An 18,052-nucleotide genomic window follows, 5' to 3' on the forward strand; every position below is an offset into this window, starting at 1 on the left:
ATCATAAGTAACTACAATTCTCTTTAATCTTCTTTCAAATTTCTTTTGACGCCTATTCAGGTTTTTCTTTTTGCTTTTTTTGAGATATTTCATTGTTGTCCTCTAACTTTCCAGGGTATTGTACCCTTATAATATTTACATACGTAAAAAAGGTCCAAAAATCCTAAAAAACTTTTACAAAAAGCAAAAAAACCTATATATAATTATCAAAAGGATAAAGATACAGATATTTATACAGCTATTAAGTTATTATCAAAACAGGAAAAACCATAAACGTTTTATCATAAAAGTGAGTGGATATGGTATAGGTATAAAAAAGTATATCTGCTTATTAGAATACTGGTAAAAAATGTAATTAAACTTTCAGACCACCTTGTATAAGGTTTATTTTAAACATAGGAAATGGCAAGTGAATAATCAGCAAATAGATTAACGAAATAATTATATCGATTCATGGGATGCACTACTTACATATACTGTAAGTAGTGTTATTTTGATTTACAAAATCATTTGACAATCAAAATATTTTTGGTATAATAGGCGAGTCTTGAAAGAAAAGGTGTTTATATGAAGAAAAGAACGAAAATAATTATTGGAATATGTATTACAATATTGATTATAATCACAGGTGTTATTGGCTATGCTGGAAATTATTTCTATACCCTGGCAATCGATTCCACCAGTGATAAGTCAGTCGTATTTGGAAGCAGTGAAAATGATTCTGTCGCAGAAAAAGCCAAAAGTGAGGCAGAGGCTGCCTTTATGAAACATGGAAAAGATCGCTGGATCACAAATCAAGATGGCTATCGTTTACATGCTTATGAAGCAAGTCAAAACGCAAATAAATGGCTTATCGCAGTACATGGCTACATGGGACAAGGCAGAGATATGTTAGCGAGCGGTAATCGGTTTTATGATATGGGGTACAATGTATTAGTGCCAGATTTAAGAAGTCATGGACAAAGTGAGGGAACTGCTATAGGTATGGGTGCCTGGGATAGTGATGATATCGTGGAATGGATCAATGAAATCATCAAGGATAATCCAAAAGCGGAAATTGCATTATATGGTGTGTCTATGGGAGCTAGTACTGTCATGATGACTACAGGACATAATCTACCGGAAAATGTAAAAGTCGCAATTGAAGATTGTGGATATACCTCCGCATGGGATGAATTTTCTTACCAATTAGATGATTTATTTGGCTTGCCATCCTTTCCTGCACTAGATGCCGCAAATATTGTCACAATGATACGTGGTGGATATAATCTGAAAGATGCAGATGCTTTGGAAGCAGTGAAAAAATCTAAAACGCCGACCTTATTTATTCATGGGGATGCTGATGATTTTGTGCCAACCAGCATGGTATATCCATTATACGATGCCGCAGTCTGTGAAAAAGATATTTTGATTATCGAAGGCCCAGGGCATGGAAAAAGTAAAGAAGTAGATCCAAAGACGTATTGGGATAAAATAGATTCTTTTATTGAAACATATATGAAATAAAGCAGTGTAACGCTGCTTTTTTTAGTTGCGATTATGAAAAAACATGGTAAAATCATAAAGGCAAGAATTGAGGGATTGCATGATTGAATTTATAAAAAAAGAAAAAGTGTTATGTATAGCAGCTATCTGCGCATTCATATCTATGATTTTCGTACCACCTAGCATGGGAACATTATCTTTTATTGATGTACGTGTACTAGCTTTATTATTTTGTTTAATGGCAGTAATCGCAGGATTAAAACAATGTAACGTATTTATCGTATTCGCACAGCGTTTATTATCTGGAAGAAAACAATTACGTGTATTCTTTCTGATTTTGGTGCTATTACCGTTTTTCTCATCTATGTTCATAACCAATGATGTCGCATTGATTACATTTGTGCCTTTTGCGATATTGGTATTGGATATGATTGATCGTAAACAATACTTGATTCCTATCATAACATTACAAACGATCGCAGCAAATCTTGGAAGTATGGCCACACCGTTTGGTAATCCACAAAATCTGTTTCTATATACAAAATATGGACTAACCATTGGGGATTTCTTCTCTATTATGGGAAAGTTCACCTTCCTTGCACTTGTGTTATTGATTGTGTGCTGTATGTTGATGAAAAATGAAACATTAGAGGTAAGTTTTCCTGAAAAAGTCCATATGATCAAACCAAGGGATGTTATATTATTTGCTGTGTTATTTATACTTTCTTTACTCAGCGTTTTGCATATCCTGCCCTATCAGGCGGTATTTCTGATTGTTGTTGTTACAATGTTATTGGTATCACCAGTTGTTTTAAAAGATGTAGATTATGCATTATTATTAACATTTGTATGTTTCTTTATCTTTTCTGGCAATATTGGAAAAATCGATTGGATGCAGGAATTTCTAGGAAGCTGTATGAAAGATTACGCAATACCAACGGCAATCGCAAGTTCACAGGTAATCAGCAATGTACCTTCTGCAGTGTTGTTATCAAGTTTTACAAATCAAGCATCAGGATTGTTGATTGGCACAAATCTTGGAGGTCTTGGGACTTTGATTGCTTCTCTTGCAAGTCTGATATCATTTAAGTTTTATGCAAATGAACCTCATGCAGATACTGGAAAATATTTAAAAGTATTCACAGGATATAATCTTATTTTCTTACTTATATTAATCATATTTATTTTTATATAAAAGCAGGCAATAGATGTTTTTATTGCCTGCTTTTATATATAGACTGTGATTTCTGACTCAAAAACACACATAAATCATAAGAAATTTACAAAATTATGAATTATTTTCAAATAACACTTGCGAAAGGAAATATTTGTGTTATATATACTTAACCAACGAGCTGGTAGCTGTTGCGTTATGGTAAAAAAGTTTTAAAGAAAAAGGTAGCCCCACAAGTACAAGGTCATTGCGAAAATCCTTTCATTACACTAATATTACAATTTTCCTTTTCTTGTGTTGCTATAAATCACACAAAGTCTTTTCTCCTGAAATGAATGATGAGCTTTTCAGAAGGAAGGACTTTTTTATTCTTGAATGATGGAAAGATTGCTTGTTTTAAATGCTGGAGTAATGAAACAGGCAAAATATCTGCTTCTTGTGTTTTTATTGTTTATATAATGATATAATATAGAAAATTGAGGGGGAATATATGATGCAATATCTTTTCATTTTATTTTTGTTATTAATAATATTCAAAGCATTTCAACCTAAAATAAAAGGGATGATAGGAGAAAAAAGTGTCGCAAGAAAACTCGAAAAGCTGCCAGAAAACGAGTATGTCATTTTAAATGACATCTTATTAAAAACGGATAGAGGCACTACACAGATTGACCATGTTGTTTTATCAGTGTATGGTATTTTTGTAATTGAAACAAAAAACTATAAAGGATGGATAACGGGAAATGAAAAAGGAGAGTATTGGACACAAAATATCTACGGAAATAAGCATCAGTTTAAGAATCCAATACGCCAAAATTATGGACATCAAAAAGCACTAGAAGCATTATTTGATGAACCTGTTCGATTCATTCCTATTGTGGCATTTTCAACAGAAGCAGATTTAAAAGTTCATATTGAAAAAGAACATGTGATCTATATTAAGAATATTGTGAAATGTATAAAACAGTTGAGTGTAGATAAATGTTACGATATGGATCAAGTAAGAGTGATGAAACAGGTGATTGAGAAAAATCAATTAAAAGAAAAACAGGAACGTAAGGATCATATAACGAATACTAGAAAAAATATTAAACTGACAAATGAAAAAATAAAAGGCAATATTTGCCCTAGATGTGGTGGAACATTAGTTTTACGTAAAGGGAAATACGGCACTTTCTATGGATGTAGTAATTATCCAAAATGTCGTTATACAATTAATTCTAAAAACTTAAAATAATATAATAAATAGATTAAATGAATTAAGTAGGATTTCCTATAAATCAATGTGATATGTGCTTTATTTCATAATATTAATTAAATATATAAAAAACAGGCAATATAAGATTACCTGTCATTAATAAATAAAAAAGCGTTAGTGTTATCGATCTGGGGGAAGATATACCGGCTTGCCTATATGGGTGGGGGAAGAAAGGGCAAGACGGCTGATAACACTAACGATTATAATATAGCTTATTTAAATTCAAAAATCAATACATTTTTTTGATTTAAACGTTTTTGAACCGTTTGTTGGCAATATATTACTTCAAATCGTCTGCATTTATAAAAACAACGGACTTTTTAACATTGTAAGCGCTACTTTCAGTTTCTACTTGATTACCCTCTTTATTGATTGGTGCATCACTTTTTATCTTATACCAAGTACCCTGATCGTTTTTTATAATATCTAAAACTAACATAGAATAGTTTTTTACCGTTGGTGTTCGATATAATATCGTAGAATTCTTATCTGCTTTTTGATAAACTGGCGCATGATCAACATCTTTGATCAAAATATCAAACTTTGCATCCTTCATTCCCATGGCTTTATCGAATTTTCGATAAAAGGATGCGGCTTTTTCTCCCCAATAAGGATCAGAAGCATAACGAACATTCATACCACTTTCCTTGTCCCCAAGATAAGCGCCACGGTAACGATTTGCCTGTTCACTATCACAAGTCCCACTGCCTTTAAAACCATCGCAGGCATTCAAATAACCCTGATTCAAGAAAACGGAAGCATGTACAAGAATACTTTCCTGAGGATTTGCGTATTTATTAGCACTTTGGCTTGGAGAAGCATCATATGCCGCATGGCCAAATAAATTGTTTTTCGCATAAGCCAGTTCACTTCTTCCATAAGCACTCTCATTAGCGGATAGACCCATCATCATAATCGCATTGGTACTATATCGATTCTGTGCATCCACAAATGCCTTTCCCATATTAAATAAAAGAGATTCCTCATTACCCATAGGATAAGAAGAAGGCTGTGAAGTATAGCCAAGAATACTTGTGATATATTTGTTGATATCCTGTGTGGAATAGTTAGAGATACTGCGATGTGATAAAAATTGATAATAATTATAATATGGCTGATCATAATTGACGCTGTTTTTACGGGTGTTATTTTGATAGTCATCACTCATACTGGTAAAAGAAGGGTAAAAATAATGTCCATCATAACTGTAATAATACGCATAAGAAGTATCTTGGAATGGCAGTCCGACGTCAAGAGAAAAGGCATAGTTCCCTGATTTCACATCTGTTGTACCTTTATGTAAGAACGTATTGTCTTTTACAACGTAATGACTGACGCTTGCAACTTCTTTTTCATTATAATAGTCTAATAATTCTACATCCTTACGATCTACCCAGCCAACAACACCACTCATCATAAATTTGAATTTTTTACCATCATTGCTGGTATCAAGATATACAGCATCCGCACCATAACAGCCATTGATATAGCCTTCTTCATCACGATCATCAAATGTATAAACAGTATTAACTGTACACTGTTTGGTTTTAAAATTAAGCACTCCATAGCGAATAGCGACACGGGTACCATCATCTGTGGTAATTTCCACATTTTCATTTTCCTGATGATCCAGTTTTCGCATATTACTTTTTGCGAGTTTGAAGGAATCATATGTCTGAATTTCTGAAGCTACTCCGTTTTTATCTATGATAACTAAATGGTAATCTGTTTTAGTATCTAAATATAATAAGAACACGATGATCACACCCGCAATTAATAAGCCTACCGATATAATTTTAAAGTAGGAAACGTGTTTTTTCTTTTTTCTCTTTGTCATAGTCACACCCTTTTCTACATTTTACAATATGCTGAAACAAAAGAAAATAAAACCAAAGAAATTTTAAGAAAATAAATAGAATTCGCAAATGATAAAATAAAGGCATCAAGTGAAACTATGTGAAAATCGTACTTTGCTTTACCCAATCATAGAAAAGCTTTATAATAAAGAACGTGAAATGAAAGGTGTGATGTGAGTGTTAGATGAAAAAACATTTTATGATTTATCCATGATCAGTTATTTTGATGCATATCAGCCGGGTGTAAGTGTAGATACTTTGATCCAGCAGATTTTAGAGGATACTGTAATGGATGAAGAATATCCAAACGATGTCACATTGCCTTATCATAAAGAAGCACTTGCAAAGATACCCAAAGGGCGCTATAGCGATATTTATGTAAAAGAGTTTGTGGATGATAATGCCAACAGTGGTGTGGTGTTTTATGTATTTACCTGTCCTGAAGGTGAAATATTTGCATTTCGCGGTTCTGAAGCATTAGATGATGTCAATCACAAAACCGGATGGCAGGATTGGACAGATAATTTTCATATGTTCTTAGATGGACCAACGTACCAACAATTAGTATCTTTACATGAACTGCAAAAACGAAAGATTGATGCTCCATTTTATTTATGTGGGCATTCAAAAGGCGGAAATCTTGCGATGTATGTGGCATTAACAATGAATGCTAAACTACTTTCAAAACTGCAACAAGTAGTAAGTTTTAATGCACCGGGAATTACGAAAAGTATTTTGGATGTTTATCAAATGCGGGCTACAGATCCTGAATTTTTGAAGAAAATAACGATATTTGAATGTGAAAATGATTGTATATCGTCATTCTTTGAGAATTTAACAAAACCACATTATATACGCTCCAGCATGCCTTGTAATAACCTGATACAGTTGTATCATAACCATCAGTTATATGCGATGGATTTTGATGATAATCATTATATCCTGGCAGAGAAAAAGACTGCCATTCCTAAAATTGTGTATCATTTTGTAAATGATTTCTTCGTGAATTTAAAAGAAGAACGTTTGCATGCCGTTGTATCTACCATGGATGATTACTTCCATAGTGCATTATCTATATCTGAATTGTATAAGGTATTATTGTATCATATATCCTTATATACTAACTTATTTGAGGATATCCCATATGAAGAAATACAGACCATTACGTTCCAGGATTTAATTGAACGTAGAAAGACAAAAAATCTGATTAATAAGGTAAAAGAAAAAGCAGTACAAACGTTAAATGAAGTGAATATCAAAGAAATAACACAAGGAATCATAGATAACTATGAGGTATTGATTGATACAAAAAAATCTCAAATACAAGATCTTGTAAATCGTAACAATGATCGTATTATTTCCGCTATTCGCTCTATAAGAAATGAGGAAGAAAAGGAAGGATAATGATATGCCACATGATGAAATTGTCATGTGGTTTTTGTTAATAAAACATGTGAATTCTTGTTTGAAATATAAAATTGTAAGATGGAAATATTGCAATAAAGCTTGATTCATTGTATTCTAATAGTAGAATATAACAACAATAGAAAGAAGGGTCGATATGCCGTTAAAACATGCAATTTTAGGTTTATTGAATTATCATGATATGACTGGTTATGATATTAACCGTTATTTCAAAAGCAGTATTGCTTTCTTCTGGCACGCACAAACATCACAGATCTATAAAGAATTGAATAACTGTTTGAAAGAGAACTGGGTGGAAAATGATATTATATATCAAAGTGATAAGCCGAATAAAAAAGTTTATCATATTACAGAAGAAGGCAGACTGGAGCTTCATAAATGGCTTGCGGATGCTGATTTAAGTGAGGTTATGAAATATAAAAATCCATTATTGATTAAGGTATTCTTCTCCAGTAATATTGATATTGATCAAACAATGCGAATGCTTGAAAAATATAAACAGGAATGTAGTGCCATCATTGATGGGATGAATGAGGATATCGCCAAACTGCCTGAATTTGAGGCATATGCACAGAAAGAAAATGAGTCTTTTTATTGGGGAATGACCATGACATATGGCTTTATGTATTATCAAAATGAAATAAAATGGGCAAATTGGTGTATTGATAAATTAAAAGAAAAGATTTGATACAACTTTCATTTTTATGGAAAAACAGAAAATTACTTTCATGTAACATAGTATACGTGCTATAATACGGTTATAAAGGTTTCATCAAGGCAAGGAGGAAAGATGAATATGGCTAAACTAGAGATGAAAGATTACTTAGAATGTATCCAAAATAAAAAGCAGGTTGCACATGATAAGCAATGGCTTTACATTGAAGTAAACGCAAAAGACCTTTTGGAGGAATGTGAACCAGGCGTAAAAAATCAGAATGTTTGTTGTAAAGCGATGCTGGATGCAATGCTGGAAGGTGATGGGTTTATCGTAGAACCTAAAAACAAAAGCAAATGTGCTGCCAGCTTAACCATTCGTTATTATGTAGATAATTTAAGTCCGGAACGTAGAAAATATTCTGAAGTAAACAATTAGTATTGATGAGGATCTGTTGGATGCAGGTCCTTTCTGTTTCTCATTGTAAAATGGTAGGAAATAGACTATACTAAACACGATAAACAAAGAAAGAAGGGAGGATATGTATGGAGTTAAAAATTAGTAACTTTGCGAAAATCAAAGAAGCAAACATTAAATTGGATGGCATTACAGTGATTGCTGGTGAAAATAATACAGGTAAAAGCACAATAGGAAAAATATTATTTTCTATGTTTAATTCTTTAAAGGATATTGATGGGCGTATAGAAGAACTTCGCAATTCACAAATAGAAATATCAATTCTTGGATGGTGTTTTCAATACAAATTTGAAAAGAAGTACGTAATAGCAAAAAATATACTTAAACAATTAGTACCATCTTATGATTTCGCTGAAGTTAGAAATGTTATTAAAAGAACATTGAATATTTATGAAAAAAATAGAAAAGATTTAGATGTTGATGAATTAACAGAAAAAGTTTTTATTCTTTTAAAGGCGCCAAAAGAAAGTGTACGTTTAGAATTGATTCGACGCTATTTTTATGAAATGTTTCATGGACAAATCAATCCTTTAAATAATAGTGATAGTGAAAGTATTATTTCCCTGTCTATAAAGAACAATCCTATTAGATTAAAATTTATGAAAAATGAATGTGAAGAATATGAAAGAACTTTTGAAATTCAACACAAAGCCATTTTGATTGATAATCCATTTATTATGGATGAATTAAATCCATCAAGCAAAATTACATCAACTACTGATAAAATGATTTATGATTTAGTGCATATGAAAAGTGAAATAGATGATAATCTGTTTACATCAGTTATGGCAAAAGATAAATTGAAAAAAATCTTTGAAATAATGAATAACGCGATAAATGGAGATGTGATACAAACAAACGATGGAGAATTTTATTATAAAGATGATAGTGCTTCTGAACCTTTGAATGTTTGTAACCTATCAACCGGATTGAAGTCTTTTGCATTATTGAAATTATTGTTGGAAAGAGGTTTGTTAGAAAATAGAGATGTTATCATCTTTGATGAACCAGAAATACACTTACATCCACAATGGCAGGTTGTATATGCAGAAACCATTATGTTGCTGCAAAAATACTTCGATTTAACTATTGTAGTTACTACCCATAGCCCGTATTTCCTAGATGCTATTTCTTTATTCTCCAAGAAACATGAGATTGATAATAAATGCAATTATTATTTATCAGAGGTAGAAGAAGGTATTGCGAAAATAGAAAATGTGAATGATCATATCGATTTAATTTACCAAAAAATGGCCAGTCCTTTGGATATTCTGAATACAATTCGTTATGAATTAGAAAATCAGGAGAATTGATAAATGAAAGATGAAATTATACAGACATTGCCAAGTTCCCTGATTGGACATATGAAAAGCCTTAAAACATTATCATATGATGATATTCATAAATGCTATCTTACAGATAGTGTTGTTACAGCGATTGATTTTGATAAAATACCAAGAGAATATTGTAAGGCAATTACGAAAACGCAAATGCCTTGTTCAAATGATGCCTTATATGTCCAAGATAAAAATCATTGGTTCTTCTTTGAGTTTAAAAATGGTAATATTGATGCTACACAAATATATAGAAAGATTTACGATAGCATTATTATGTTATTGGAAATGAACGTTATTCCTAATATTGATTTTTCAAGAAAACACATTGAATATTATCTTGTATATAATCAGAATAAGATAATGGAACCCGCTAGAGAAAAAATTTATGCACAGTTATATAATCAGGCAAATAAAGAAAAAAAGCTATTTGCATTAGATAAATTAAAAGGATATATATTAAGAAATACACATACTTATACAAAAGAGCAATTTGATATTTTTATAAAAAAAGTTGAAGAAAAGGAAGGATAAAAATGAATAAAATAACAAGTTTTTGTATTGATCACGATAAGTTAGGAAAAGGTTTATATGTTTCACGCATTGACGGGGATGTGATAACCTATGATATGCGCATGGTGGTTCCTAATGCAGGTGTTTATTTAGAGAATGCAGGATTACATACATTTGAACATCTATTAGCTACATATGTTAGAAATTCAAAATATAGTGAACAAATCATCTATGTTGGTCCCATGGGATGTCGCACAGGGTTTTATTTTTTAACAAGAGATACGATGAGTAAAGAAGAAACGATAAAACTTCTACAGGAAGCGATGGCTTTTATCTCAGATTTCCATGACGCCATTCCAGGAGCACAGGAAAGTAAAGAATGTGGAAATTATTTAGATCATAATCTTGAACAAGCAAATGTATATGCGAAAGATTATAGGGAAGTGATAAAGCAATGGACAGTGGAAGATATGGTATATCCAGAATAAGTAAAAAATACAGGATTTTATGATCCTGTTTTTTTCTGATCTTAACTTTGTTTATTTGTTTTAACATTACAAATATTAAAATGCAACATATGATATTAAAATCAAATTATAGCTAAAAAGTATTCGATTTACGCAATATCTTCAAAAAAATAGTGCTTTAGAATATTTTATGAACATAAAAAATAACAAAAATTATATTTTTTGAACATATGATTATATAGTGTGGTATAAGATGGAAGAAGATTTGAAAAAATGGAAAAACGATAAATTTCATAAGCCTCTTATAATATCTGGGGCGCGTCAGACAGGTAAAACGTACAGCATTTTAGAATTTGTGAAAAAACAATATGCTTCTTATATCTATATCAATTTTGAGCGAGATTTAGATATAAAATCCATATTTGATCAAATAGCCAGACCAGATGAAATTATAATGTATTTACAAACAAGATTTCCTGAAGTGATTTTTCATTGGATATCGCAATTGTTCTTGATGAAATACAGGCATGTCCACAGGCACTAACAACGATAAAGTTCCTTGGATCTGAAACACCTCATGACTATATTATAAGTGGTAGCTTATTTGGTGTGGCGATTCACCATACATCTTCTTATCCTGTTGGCTATGTGCAATCATTGACTATGAGGCCAATGAATTTCAAAGAATTTTTATATGCGAACCATATAAATGATAAACAAATAGAATATTTAAAAGAGTGTTTTGATCGAGGAAAACCAGTCATGGAAAGCATTCATCAAATTTATATGGATTTGTTTAAAAAATATATCATTTGTGGAGGTATGCCAGAAGTAGTAAAAACTTATTGCGAAACAAAGGATTTCATAAAAGTACAAAATGTTCAACACCAAATTGTGGAAGATTATTATCGTGATATGGCAAAATATGCTGAACATAGTGATAAAATAAAAGTACATGATTGTTTTATATCTATTCCAGAACAGTTATCAAAGGAAAATAAAAAATTTCAATATAAACTTGTACGAGAAGGTGGAAATGCAAAGATATTTGAAAGCAGTCTACAATGGTTATCAGATAGTGGTATTATTCAAAAATGTACAAGATTAAAAGTCATCGATCAGCCGTTGAGGGCATATCGTGAAACTTCAATTTTTAAAGTATATATGGGAGATACAGGTTTATTGGTTTCCATGTTTGGTATCGATAGTGCAAATAAGATTCTTACAGGTAATTTAGGAATCTATAAAGGTGCTATATATGAAAATATAACTGCACAAGTATTAAGTGAACATCATGAATTATATTACTTTGAGCCATCAGCGCATAACGAAATAGACTTTATACTAAACACCAATGATGGTGCAATTCCAATAGAAGTAAAAAGTGCAGAAAATACAAAATCTAAAAGCCTAAAAGCATATATAGAAAAATATCATCCAGTATATGCTTATCGTTTTTCAAGTAATAATGTGAATACACAAGATCCTATCATTAAGAATTATCCATTGTATATGTTAATGTTTATATAAATAGGCTGATAAAAATCAAAATAAACAATTGATTCTTCGTAAAAAAACCGTTACAATAGAAACGAACAGTGGTGTAACCCATACCATCTGTACACTCGCTTTGCATAAAACATAAGAAACTATCGAAGTGAAACAAAGGAACCCGGGGTTCCTTTTTTCTGTGGAAAGAGAGGATTATATATGGAAGAAAATAAAATGGGCGTTATGGAAATTAAAAAATTAATTATGACAATGTCTTTACCAATCATGATTTCTATGTTGGTTCAGGCACTTTACAACATCGTAGACAGTATGTTTGTCGCAAGGGTATCTGATAATGCACTTGCCGCAGTATCTCTGTGTTATCCAATTCAAATGATTATTGTCGCAGTGGCTTGTGGTACGGCTGTTGGATTGAATGCATTACTATCACGTTATTTAGGACAGAAAAAACCAAAAGAGGCTAATCAGGTCGCTTTACATGGTATCCTTTTAGCGATTGTTAACTGGCTGATATTTGCGATCATTGGAATTTTCTTTTCTGAGGCATTCTTAAGATTGTTCTCTACAGATCAAGAAATTGTAGCTATGGGCATTAGTTATATGAAGATTTGTACAATCTTTTCCTTTGGTGTCTTTATGCAGATCACCTATGAAAGAATTATGCAATCTACAGGAAATACAGTATACAATATGATTATTCAGGGTGTTGGCGCTTTAGTAAATATTATGCTTGACCCAATCTTTATCTTTGGTATGCTGGGACTTCCTGCAATGGGAGTTACAGGAGCTGCGATTGCGACAGTGATTGGACAGATAGTGGCAATGCTCTTGGGAATTATCATTACACAAACCAAAATCAAAGAGGTACAAATTCATTTACGTGAATTCCATTTAGAATTACGAATGATAAAAGATATGTATCGTATCGCTATACCAGCAATATTAATGCAATCCATTATGAGCTTTATGACAGTATTTATGAATATGATTCTCGTGACATTCAGTGAGCTGGCGGTTTCTGCATTCAGTATCTACTTCAAGCTTCAACAGTTTGTATTTATGGCAGTTAATGGCATGAATAATGCCTTGATTCCAATTATTTCATACAATTTTGGCGCAAAAAAGAAACAGCGTATTTTAGATTCTATTCACTTTTCTTTAATCGTCGCTTGTGTCATTATGATTGCGGGAACTATCATATTCCAATGTTTCCCACAACAGTTGATGTACCTGTTTGATGCAAACGAAGAGATGATGAATATCGGTGTACCAGCATTAAGAATTATTAGCTTATCCTTTATATTTGCAGGTATATCTTTAGTGTTGAGTGCAGTATTCCAATCCGTTGATCATGCGAATAAATCATTGATGATTACATTATTAAGACAAATGGTATTGTTGTTGCCAATTGTCTATCTATTGGCAAATCAATTTGGATTGAACGCGTTGTGGTGGGCATTTCCTATTACAGAAGCAGCTGTCAGCATACTTGCATACATATATTTAAAGATAGTAAAAGCTAAAACTATTATGAAAATTTCACAAAAAGCATAGGCAAAAATTGAAATGGCCTTTGCTTTTTTTACGTTTTGTACAAAATGAGGAAGTCATTTCCAATTTTATAAAATTATATGTGTTAGAAAGAAAACCTGTGATAAAATACTGAAAAATGGCAAGAAAACCATTTTTTAGGAGGAGAAAATGAAAATTATCAAGAAAGTTGGGATTTGTTTTCTTACGTTATTGATGGCTTTTGGATTAAATTCAGCTATCTTATACGCACAAGAAAACATACAAGATGGACTTAATGTCACCTTGGAAACAGATAAAGATTCCTATGGTGAAACGGATGCAGTGAAAGCAGAAGTTAAAGTTGAAAATCAAAATGATGTGGTGATGAAAAACATCCATATCGAAACGGTTGTACCAGAAGGATTTACGCTTGCAGATACAAGCAAGGCTAGCTTGGATATCGCAGCATTAAATGGGAAGGACAGCGTTTCACTTACATCAGAATTTAAAGCTGATGTGAAACAAAATGGTGGAATGATAACACCAGAAGATAACAATCCAAGCAATACGGATAACGGTAATTCTACAATTACGGATACAAATAACAAAAATGAAAATACAACAAAAGTTGATACACCAAAAAATGATGTAGATACAGGTGATCACACCAATATCACGTTCTTATTTTCATTATTGATCGCAAGTGGATGTATGATGGCTGTTTATGCTGTTAAACATAAGAAAGTGAAAAAGGCAACTACCTTCTTATTATGCTTATTGATGGCTGCAACATTGTTACCTGCTTCTGATATCAAAGCAAATGAGCAGGATACAAAAGGTTTGATCACAGTTGAGAAAACCGTCAAGGTAAATGGAAAAGATGTTACAATAAAATCTCAAGTAACGTATGATAAAAACAATGGTGAAGTTGAAGTCACTTATACCAGAGGAGAATGGATTCAAAAGCTTGTAGATGCAGTCGGTTATCCTGATAACGCATCACAGCGTGATGAAGTATTTAATGATATCGCAAATAGCGAATATAAGGATGCCATTGAAATAGCATTTACATATGGCTTGATCGAAAAAAGTGAAACATTCCAGCCTGAACAACCAGCCACAAGAGAGTTTGCGGCTATTACAGCCGTTCGTGCGTTAGGTTATTTATCAGGTGAAGAAATTAATTGTAAAGATGCATCAGAAATTACATATAAGAAAGAAGTTTTCTTAGCAGTAGATACTGGCTTGATGAATCTTGAACAAAATAACTTTTATCCAAAACGTGCATTAAATGAAAAAGAGGCAAAACAGATTATTACTAAAATGATTGAAATTTTTGGTTCAACAGATGCGCAAGGAGATACACCTGAAGGATATGATTTTAAAGATGGTGTAACTACTCTGGATGATTCTATTGAGTATAAAGATGAAAATGGTGTTCTGACTATCAAAAAAACAGATGATGTGAAAGATTTAAAAGAAGGCGCTATTATCGTCATTGGATATGAAAATGCCTATAAGGTGGAAAGTATCAAAGAAAATGGAAACAATTTAGAAATCACATATGAAAAACCTGAATTAAGCGAATTCTTAGATTCAATGAATGTAGGTGGTCAGGCACCATTAGATTTCTCAAGATTTCAACCGGCTGAAGGTGTCCAAGTAAATTACAATAGTGCCGCAAATGGTATTCAGACATATGGCGCAATGGATGATTTCTTTGATGTACCAGAAAATAATGTTGGCATCAATGGTTCTGTACAATTAAGTGGAGAAATAGATTTAGGTGATAACTGGAGTATCGATTATTCATTAGAAACTTCCATGCCAACAGTAGGATATAAATTTGATGTTGATTTTGATAACTTCAAACCAAATGTAAAAAATGCATATATCAAAGTACAAGAATCAACGGATTTAAATGTAGGCTTTGGAAAGGGTACAGAAATAACTGGACCAGACAGTTTTATTTGTGAAAACAAAATAGAAAAACGAATTAAATTAGGTGAAGTTCCAGTTGTAGGTGTATATGGCGTAGGCATCATTGTAGAAGTAAATCTTGTAATGAGTGCAGAAGGCAAATTTGAAGTTGAATATAACTCATCAGGAACATTTGGTGTACAGGTACTTAATAACAAGCCAAGAAATATTTCCGCAATACAAAATTCTATCTCTGCAGGATTATCTGGTTCCGTTACAGTAGGACCTCAGATAGAGCTTGGCGCACAATTATTTGGATGTAATTTAATCAGTTTCTCTGCAGAAGCTGGTGGAAAAGCCAGTGGCTACATAAAAGCTAGATCAACAGGTCTAGTGTGTGCAGATGTAACTTTATGTTTATATGCAGAATTAAATGCATTTGAATATTCAGTTCTTGATGATTGGCTGGATATTGGTATGACATTCACAATTTGGGATGAAAATAACAGTCCATTAAAGATATCAAAGCATTATGAAAATATGCAGGCTGTTCCTGAATGTACATATGAAAATGGTGGTACTATAGAAGGCAGCGTCGCAGATGCAGATGTTCATACCCAATATATTAAAAATGCGAATATTGAAATTATTAATAGCGAAAATATGAAAACAGCAGCTACTGTCAAAACAGATGCAAATGGTAAATATACAGCCACTGTACCAGGTGGAACCTATATCGTGAAGATTTCAAAAGATGGATATATTCCATTTGAAAGTTTAGAAACTGTTATGGATAAAAATAAGATTTATCTGGAAACGTATTTAATGGTAAATGGTGATGAACAAGAGATTGGTACTATTGGTGGTCATGTAACAAATTCAGTTACAGGCAGCGCAATTCCGAATACGAAATTGACGATTAGAAAAGGCTGGAATCATACGACTGGAGATGTAGTAAAAACAGTAATGACAGATCCATTTGGTGGTTATAAAGTCGATTTACCATTAGGCAACTATACAGTTTTAATGGAAAATTCAGGTTATGTCACAAACCATATCAATATCGCAGTCACAAAAGGTATACATATGGATAAACATGGTACTTTAGTACCTGATGAAAATAGCGAGATACCAACAGGTGACTTACGAATTGTGTTGACTTGGGGAAAGGAACCAAGCGATTTAGATTCTCATTTAATAGGACCAAAAGCAGCTGGTGATGGTAATTTCCATATCTATTTCCATAATAAAGCATATAAAAATAATGGTGTGATAAATTCTTTCTTAGACCTAGATGATGTGGATGGATCTGGACCTGAAACAACTACGATTTATAAAATGAATCAGAATGGTAAATACAGTTTCTATGTACATAACTATTCAAATTCATATGAACATAATTCTAGTGCAATGGCAAGTTCAGGAGCACAGGTAAAAGTTTATGCTGGACAAACATTAATTGCGACATACAATGTACCAAACAGAAGTGGAACTTTATGGCATGTGTTTGATTTTGATGCTAAAACCAAGAAACTGATTCCAATCAACACCATGTCTTATCAAGAAAACGCGTATGATGTTGGTACAGATTCTAGCATTAGCACATTCAGCCTTGAAGATAAAACAGAGTTAAAAGATTATGAAAAAGCAGATATTCAGAAAGAAGAAACAAACTCTGACAGTGAACCAGTTGAACCTGTAAAAGAAACAGAAACACCTGTAAACGATGCTCCTGTACAGGAAGATAAAACGATTGTAGAAAATCAAGAAGAAATAAAAACAAATGCTTCTGATGATTTAGAAAACAGTGAAGTGATAGATAAACCACTAGATGGTGCTGTGGCAAGTGAAGTAAATGAATGAGGATCAATTAATTGAAAGATGGTTTAAAATCCGTAGAAAAGATTTGCTTCAGATAGGCATCTTAATGGTCATCATTGATGTGATTGTTATTTGGGTATTATTTCTGATGCCTGGAAGTCTAGAAGGAGAATCAATATCAACTATCATATTCGGCATCATATGTATGGTAATTTTCATTTTATTAACGATACGTTGCTTTGTAAGATGGTTTAAAAGTTTTTCTTGGAAAGTGAATGAAAAGACATATGGTGTTGTTATAGAAAAGAAACGTCATACAGACCATAGAGCCACAAAAGGAAAAAACGCCAGAGGATACTATGTTGATATTATCCGTAATGGTGAAACGATAGAGGCAAAGTGTGATGTATCCATGTATTCAAAAATGAATGTACAGGATGAAGTACTATTAATTCAAGTTGAAAAATATCCTGTTTATGCCTTAAAATAAATAAAAACATGTTAGGGAAAAAGATTAAAAAATTTTCCTATAACATGTTTTTTTTCATAACTTAGAGGACTTTCACAAAAATGTAGTTATAAAAAAATGTGAAAAATATTGTTGACAACGCTTACAGCCGATGCTAATATAAATGTGCAAATA

At 32.2% G+C, this 18,052-nt stretch carries 15 protein-coding genes; 14 read left to right on the forward strand and 1 reads right to left on the reverse strand.

Features of this window, described 5'->3' with window-relative positions:
- The first annotated feature begins 567 nt into the window (after positions 1-567).
- The 3 genes from DW114_RS14645 (at position 568) to DW114_RS14655 (ending at position 3,896) form a co-directional block, all read left to right on the forward strand.
- On the forward strand, positions 568-1,506 hold the full coding sequence (locus DW114_RS14645) for an alpha/beta hydrolase (protein WP_117454487.1): 939 nt from the start codon (positions 568-570) through the stop codon (positions 1,504-1,506).
- Between the two features lie 79 nt (positions 1,507-1,585).
- Positions 1,586-2,680: an SLC13 family permease gene (locus DW114_RS14650; protein ID WP_117454488.1), complete on the forward strand. Its 1,095-nt coding sequence runs from the start codon at positions 1,586-1,588 to the stop codon at positions 2,678-2,680.
- A gap of 469 nt (positions 2,681-3,149) precedes the next feature.
- Positions 3,150-3,896, forward strand: coding sequence for an NERD domain-containing protein (locus tag DW114_RS14655; protein ID WP_117454489.1), 747 nt, complete (start codon positions 3,150-3,152; stop codon positions 3,894-3,896).
- A gap of 301 nt (positions 3,897-4,197) precedes the next feature.
- Here DW114_RS14655 and DW114_RS14660 read toward each other — a convergent pair whose 3' ends face one another.
- Positions 4,198-5,754, reverse strand: coding sequence for a glucosaminidase domain-containing protein (locus DW114_RS14660; RefSeq protein ID WP_117454490.1), 1,557 nt, complete (start codon positions 5,752-5,754; stop codon positions 4,198-4,200).
- 196 nt (positions 5,755-5,950) lie between these two features.
- Between DW114_RS14660 and DW114_RS14665 the strand changes: the two genes are divergently transcribed.
- The 11 genes from DW114_RS14665 (at position 5,951) to DW114_RS14710 (ending at position 17,899) form a co-directional block, all read left to right on the forward strand.
- A complete protein-coding gene (locus DW114_RS14665) occupies positions 5,951-7,177 on the forward strand; it encodes an Mbeg1-like protein (RefSeq protein ID WP_117454491.1) in 1,227 nt (408 codons plus the stop codon).
- 157 nt (positions 7,178-7,334) lie between these two features.
- Positions 7,335-7,886 carry a PadR family transcriptional regulator gene (locus DW114_RS14670; RefSeq protein WP_117454492.1) on the forward strand — a complete coding sequence of 184 codons (552 nt, stop codon included), beginning with the start codon at positions 7,335-7,337 and terminating at the stop codon, positions 7,884-7,886.
- A 108-nt stretch (positions 7,887-7,994) separates the two neighbouring features.
- Positions 7,995-8,291, forward strand: a complete 297-nt coding sequence (locus tag DW114_RS14675) for a hypothetical protein (protein ID WP_117454555.1) — start codon at positions 7,995-7,997, stop codon at positions 8,289-8,291.
- 107 nt (positions 8,292-8,398) lie between these two features.
- A complete protein-coding gene (locus DW114_RS14680) occupies positions 8,399-9,643 on the forward strand; it encodes an AAA family ATPase (RefSeq protein ID WP_117454493.1) in 1,245 nt (414 codons plus the stop codon).
- Positions 9,644-9,646: 3 nt separating this feature from the next.
- Positions 9,647-10,198, forward strand: coding sequence for a hypothetical protein (locus DW114_RS14685; protein WP_117454494.1), 552 nt, complete (start codon positions 9,647-9,649; stop codon positions 10,196-10,198).
- Positions 10,199-10,200: 2 nt separating this feature from the next.
- The gene (locus tag DW114_RS14690) at positions 10,201-10,665 is read left to right on the forward strand and encodes an S-ribosylhomocysteine lyase (RefSeq protein WP_117454495.1); all 465 of its coding nucleotides are present in this window, start codon (positions 10,201-10,203) and stop codon (positions 10,663-10,665) included.
- A 232-nt stretch (positions 10,666-10,897) separates the two neighbouring features.
- Positions 10,898-11,188, forward strand: a complete 291-nt coding sequence (locus tag DW114_RS21765) for an AAA family ATPase (RefSeq protein WP_255411924.1) — start codon at positions 10,898-10,900, stop codon at positions 11,186-11,188.
- The gene (locus DW114_RS22020) at positions 11,137-12,174 is read left to right on the forward strand and encodes an ATP-binding protein (protein ID WP_255411923.1); all 1,038 of its coding nucleotides are present in this window, start codon (positions 11,137-11,139) and stop codon (positions 12,172-12,174) included. Before DW114_RS21765 ends, DW114_RS22020 begins: the two co-directional genes overlap by 52 nt.
- Positions 12,175-12,354: 180 nt before the next feature.
- Positions 12,355-13,710, forward strand: coding sequence for an MATE family efflux transporter (locus DW114_RS14700; RefSeq protein WP_117454496.1), 1,356 nt, complete (start codon positions 12,355-12,357; stop codon positions 13,708-13,710).
- Between the two features lie 147 nt (positions 13,711-13,857).
- Complete coding sequence (locus DW114_RS14705) at positions 13,858-17,451, forward strand: carboxypeptidase regulatory-like domain-containing protein (RefSeq protein WP_117454497.1); 3,594 nt, start codon at positions 13,858-13,860, stop codon at positions 17,449-17,451.
- Complete coding sequence (locus tag DW114_RS14710) at positions 17,444-17,899, forward strand: hypothetical protein (RefSeq protein WP_117454498.1); 456 nt, start codon at positions 17,444-17,446, stop codon at positions 17,897-17,899. The genes DW114_RS14705 and DW114_RS14710 overlap by 8 nt, the downstream gene beginning before the upstream one ends.
- Positions 17,900-18,052: the final 153 nt, after the last annotated feature.

Origin of the sequence: Absiella sp. AM09-50, assembly GCF_003433845.1 — a bacterium.
GTDB classification, from domain to species: Bacteria; Bacillota_I; Bacilli_A; order Erysipelotrichales; family Erysipelotrichaceae; genus Hoskinsella; species Hoskinsella hominis.

Bases quoted from the DNA above. Each gene is read 5' to 3' on its own strand.
- DW114_RS14645 (WP_117454487.1), top strand. From the start codon at position 568: ATGAAGAAAAGAACGAAAATAATTATTGGAATATGTATTACAATATTG.
- DW114_RS14650 (WP_117454488.1), top strand. From the start codon at position 1,586: ATGATTGAATTTATAAAAAAAGAAAAAGTGTTATGTATAGCAGCTATC.
- DW114_RS14655 (WP_117454489.1), top strand. From the start codon at position 3,150: ATGATGCAATATCTTTTCATTTTATTTTTGTTATTAATAATATTCAAA.
- DW114_RS14660 (WP_117454490.1), bottom strand. From the start codon at position 5,754: ATGACAAAGAGAAAAAAGAAAAAACACGTTTCCTACTTTAAAATTATA.
- DW114_RS14670 (WP_117454492.1), top strand. From the start codon at position 7,335: ATGCCGTTAAAACATGCAATTTTAGGTTTATTGAATTATCATGATATG.
- DW114_RS14675 (WP_117454555.1), top strand. From the start codon at position 7,995: ATGGCTAAACTAGAGATGAAAGATTACTTAGAATGTATCCAAAATAAA.
- DW114_RS14680 (WP_117454493.1), top strand. From the start codon at position 8,399: ATGGAGTTAAAAATTAGTAACTTTGCGAAAATCAAAGAAGCAAACATT.
- DW114_RS14685 (WP_117454494.1), top strand. From the start codon at position 9,647: ATGAAAGATGAAATTATACAGACATTGCCAAGTTCCCTGATTGGACAT.
- DW114_RS14690 (WP_117454495.1), top strand. From the start codon at position 10,201: ATGAATAAAATAACAAGTTTTTGTATTGATCACGATAAGTTAGGAAAA.
- DW114_RS21765 (WP_255411924.1), top strand. From the start codon at position 10,898: ATGGAAGAAGATTTGAAAAAATGGAAAAACGATAAATTTCATAAGCCT.
- DW114_RS14700 (WP_117454496.1), top strand. From the start codon at position 12,355: ATGGAAGAAAATAAAATGGGCGTTATGGAAATTAAAAAATTAATTATG.
- DW114_RS14705 (WP_117454497.1), top strand. From the start codon at position 13,858: ATGAAAATTATCAAGAAAGTTGGGATTTGTTTTCTTACGTTATTGATG.
- DW114_RS14710 (WP_117454498.1), top strand. From the start codon at position 17,444: ATGAATGAGGATCAATTAATTGAAAGATGGTTTAAAATCCGTAGAAAA.